1 pseudogene is annotated in these 4,934 nt (G+C 71.4%); it reads left to right on the forward strand.

Annotation, left to right across the window (positions count from 1 at the left end):
- Positions 1-6 precede the first annotated feature (6 nt).
- Positions 7-4,934: pseudogene (locus ACZ4XD_RS37230) on the forward strand (SDR family NAD(P)-dependent oxidoreductase); the annotation flags it as partial.

Here is a 4,934-nt window from a genome sequence, read left to right on the forward strand (position 1 = left end):
GTGGCTGGTGAGGGGCGCCTTGGTGTGCTGTTCACCGGTCAGGGGGCGCAGCGGCTGGGGATGGGCCGTGAGTTGTATGAGACGTATCCGGTGTTTGCGCGGGCCTGGGATGAGGTGTGTGCGGAGCTGGATGGTCTGCTGCCTCGGCCGCTGACGGAGGTGGTCCGGGACGGGGGCGACCTCCTCGATCAGACGCAGTACGCGCAGGCGGCGCTGTTCGCCCTCGAAGTCGCCCTCTACCGTCTCGTTGAGTCTCATGGTGTGACGCCGGAGGTGCTGCTGGGGCATTCCATCGGTGAGGTCACGGCCGCCTATCTGGCCGGTGTGTGGTCGCTGGCGGACGCGGCGAAGCTGGTCGCGGCGCGCGGACGGCTGATGCAGGCTCTGCCGGCAGGTGGCGTCATGGTGTCGGTGCGGGCCTCGGAGGACGAGGTCGCCCCGCTGCTGGAGGGCCGGGAGCAGGTCGGCATCGCCGCCGTCAACGGTCCCGAGTCCGTCGTGCTCTCGGGTGCCAAGGCCGAGGTGGAGCAGATCGCCGCCGCCCTGGAGGCCGAGGGCCGCAAGGTCAAGCGGCTGCGGGTGAGCCATGCCTTCCACTCACCGCTGATGGACCCGATGCTGGCCGACTTCCGCGCAATCCTGGATCAACTCACGTACGACGAGGCCAAGTTACCGGTCGTGTCGAATGTGACCGGCCGTCTCGCCGACCCCGCCGAGCTTCGTGACCCGGAGTACTGGGTGCGGCATGTGCGGGAGGCCGTCCGCTTCCACGACGGTATGCGCGCCGCCCACGGCGAAGGTGTCACCACCTTCCTCGAACTCGGCCCCGACGGCGTCCTGGCGGCCATGGGGCAGGACTGCCTCCGTGAGGTCGAGGGCCCTCCCGCGGCCTTCCTGCCCGGTCTGCGCAAGGACCGGTCCGAGGCGGAAGCCGTCCTCCAGGCCCTTGGCGCTGCGTACGCGCGGGGTGTCGTCGTGGACTGGGCGACGTTCTTCCCCGGCGCCCGCCAAGTGGCGCTGCCCACCTACGCGTTCCAGCGCCAGCGGTACTGGCTGGACCGCACCGGCGCGGGCACCGGCGATGTGACCTCGGCCGGTCTGGGCGCCGCGGACCACCCGCTGCTCGGCGCTGCCGTCGCCCTGCCGGATTCGGACGGGTTCCTCTTCACCGGGCGGCTGTCCCTGGCCACCCACCCCTGGCTGGCCGACCATGCCGTGCTCGGCGCCGCCGTACTGCCCGGCTCGGCCCTGGTCGAACTCGCCATCCGGGCCGGGGACCAGGTCGGCTGTGACCTGCTGGAAGAACTCACCGTGCGGGCGCCGCTGATCCTGCCGGACCGCGGTGGAGTGCAACTCCGGGTCGCGCTCGGCCAGTCTGCGGTGGACGGTCGCCGCGAGATCGCGCTGTTCGCCCGCGATGAGGAAGCCGTGGACGGGGCATGGACCCGGCATGCCGACGGCGTGCTGGCCGCGGGGGCTCCCGTCGGCAGCATCGACGCTCCGGTATGGCCGCCGGCCGGCGCGGAAGCCGTCTCGGTGGAAGGGCTGTACGGGGAGCTGGCCGCGGCCGGCTTTGAGCACGGACCGGTGTTCGGCGGCGTGCGAGCGATGTGGCGTCGTGGCGATGAGGTCTTCGCCGAGGTTGCGCTGCCCGAGGAAATCGCCGACCGGGCGGGCGAGTTCGGCCTGCATCCGGCATTGCTGGACGCGGCCCTGCAGCCGGTGACCGATGGGCTGCGGCTGCCGGTCTCCTGGTCCGGGGTGCGGCTGCACGCGGTGGGCGCCGTGTCGTTGCGGGTGCAGCTGACCAGGGCCGGTGACGGCTATGCGCTGACTGCGACGGACGAGGCCGGCGGCCTGGTGGCCTCGGCGGACGGGGTGGCGTGGGGCGCGGTCTCCGCCGAGCAGTTCGCAACCACCGGGGTGCGGCACCGGGATTCGCTGTTCGGGGTGGAGTGGTCGGAGTTGCCGCTTCGGTCTGAGCCGGTGGCGGGTTCGTGGGCGGTCCTTGGCGAGGATGCGGGGCTGGCTGCTGCGTTGGGTGCGTCGGGTGCGGACGTGCTGAGTGAGCTGGTGGAGGTGCCGGAGTGTGTGGTGCTGGCGGTGCCTCGCTCGGATGGTGCGTTGCAGGTGCCGCAGGCGGTCCGGGCCACGGTGGGCCGGGTGCTGGAGGGTGTGCAGTCCTGGCTGGCTGATGAGCGTTGCACGCGTTCGAAGCTGGTGGTCGCGACCCGTGGCGCCGTGTCGGTGGCGGGGGAGCCGCTGGATGCGGTGGGCGGCGCGGTGTGGGGTCTGCTGCGCTCCGCTCAGGTCGAGAACCCGGGCCAGTTTGTGCTGCTCGACCTTGATGAGCAGCAGTCGTCGATGGAGGTCATTGCTGCGGCGGTTGCTTCGGGTGAGCCGCAGTTGGCGGTTCGCGACGGGGTGGTATCCGTGCCGCGGCTGGTGCGGACTGCGCCGTCGGAGGGTGCGCCGGTATGGGACTCCGAGGGCACGGTGCTGATTACGGGTGGCACGGGCACGTTGGGTGTACTGTTCGCCCGCCACCTGGTGTCTGAGCATGGCGTTCGCAGCTTGGTGTTGACGAGCCGCCGTGGCCTTGAGGCTGTCGGCGCCCGGGAGTTGCAGTACGAGCTGACGGAGCTGGGTGCCCGAGTTGAGGTCGTGGCGTGTGATGCGGCTGACCGTGACGCGCTGGCCGCCGTGCTGGCCGGGATCCGGGCCGATGCCCCGCTGACGGGTGTGGTGCACACGGCAGGTGTTCTGGACGACGGCATCATCGGCTCGCTGACCCCGGAACGTCTCGACACCGTGCTTCGGCCGAAGGTGGACGCGGCCTGGAATCTGCACGAACTGACCCAGGGCCTGGACCTGTCGGCCTTCGTACTGTTCTCCTCGGCTGCCGGTGTGCTCGGCAGCGCCGGGCAGGCCAACTACGCGGCGGCCAACTCCTTCCTCGATGCCCTCGCTGAGCACCGTCGCCTCGGTGGCCTGCCGGGTACCTCCCTGGCCTGGGGTCTGTGGGCCGATGCCAGTGGAATGACGGGGCAGCTGAGCGAAACCGACCTGCGGCGCATGGCGGCCGACGGCGTGCTGCCGGTCTCCGCGGCCGAAGGCGTGGACCTGTTCGACGCGGCGGTCGCCGTGGAATCGGCGCTGGCCGTACCGATCCATCTCGATGTGCGGGCCCTCGCCGCCGCGCCTTCGGTACCGGCCATCCTGCACGGCCTCATACCGGTCCGGCGGCGCGCTGCCGCAGCCGGCGGCGGTGCCGGCAGCACGTTGCGGGACCGGCTCGTCGGGCTGACGAAGGCCGAGCAGGACCGTGCTCTGCTGGACCTTGTCACCGCCCAGGTCGCCCTGGTGCTGGGCTACTCCGACAGCAGTGGGCTCGACGCGTCCCGGGCGTTCAAGGACCTCGGGTTCGACTCGCTCACCGCCGTGGAACTGCGTAACCGGATGGACAACGCCACCGGTCTGCGGCTGCCGGCCACGCTGATTTTCGACTACCCCACTCCGTCCGCGATGGTGCGCCATCTGCGGGAGGAACTGCTCGGCGGCCAGACCGCCGGCCCCGCGGTACGTGCCAAGGCAGCCGTGGACGACGAGCCCATCGCCATTGTCGGCATGGCCTGCCGCTTCCCCGGCGGGATCGACAGCCCCGATGCGCTGTGGGAGCTGCTGGCGCGTGGCGGCGATGCGATCGGTGCCTTCCCGGCCGACCGTGGCTGGGACGTGGAGCGGCTGTATCACCCGGACCCGGAGCACAAGGGCACCTCGTATGTGCGCGAGGGCGGCTTCCTCGGCAACGCCGGTGACTTCGATGCCGGCTTCTTCGGCGTCTCGCCGCGTGAGGCGACCGCGATGGATCCGCAGCAGCGGATCCTGCTGGAAACCTCCTGGGAGACCCTGGAGAACGCGGGCATCGACCCGACCACCCTGCGGGGCAGCGACGCCGGTGTCTTCGTCGGCACCAACGGCCAGGATTACGGCTCGGTCCTCGCCCAGGGCGCGGACAACGCGGACGGCTACCTGATCACCGGAACCTCGGCCAGCGTGGTGTCCGGCCGGGTCTCCTACTCACTCGGCTTCGAAGGCCCCGCGGTCACCGTGGACACGGCGTGCTCCGCCTCGCTGGTGGCGCTGCACTGGGCGATGCAGGCACTGCGGTCCGGTGAATGCTCGCTGGCCCTGGCCGGCGGTGTCTCGGTGATGTCCACTCCCGACACCTTCGTCGACTTCTCCCGGCAGCGCGGCCTCGCGGCGGACGGTCGCTGCAAGCCGTTCGCCGCCGCCGCGGACGGCACCGGCTGGGGCGAGGGTGTCGGCATGCTGCTCGTGGAGCGGCTCTCCGACGCCCGGCGCAACGGCCATACGGTCCTGGCGGTGGTGCGGGGTTCGGCGGTGAACCAGGATGGTGCGTCCAACGGTCTGACCGCCCCCAACGGTCCCTCGCAGCAGCGGGTGATCCGGCAGGCCCTGGCCGGCGCGGGCCTGGAGCCGTCCGAGGTGGACGCGGTGGAGGCGCACGGCACGGGCACGCGGCTGGGCGACCCGATCGAGGCGCAGGCGCTGCTGGCCACGTATGGCCAGAACCGGCCCGCCGACCAGCCCTTGTGGCTCGGTGCGATCAAGTCCAACCTCGGGCACACCCAGGCCGCGGCCGGCGTCGCCGGCGTCATGAAGATGGTCCTCGCCATGCGCCAGGGCCTTCTGCCCAAGACCCTGCACCTGGACGAGCCCACCCCGCATGTCGACTGGTCCGCGGGTGCGGTCGAGCTGCTCTCCGAAGCACAGGAGTGGCCGGACACCGGCCGCCCCCGCCGTGCCGGTGTGTCGTCGTTCGGCATCAGCGGGACGAATGCGCATGTGGTGTTGGAGCAGGCTCCTGAAGAGGAGCGGGTGGAGTCGGTTGCTCCGGTGGTGGCGGGGCC

The organism is Streptomyces sp. NPDC029466 (assembly GCF_055574515.1).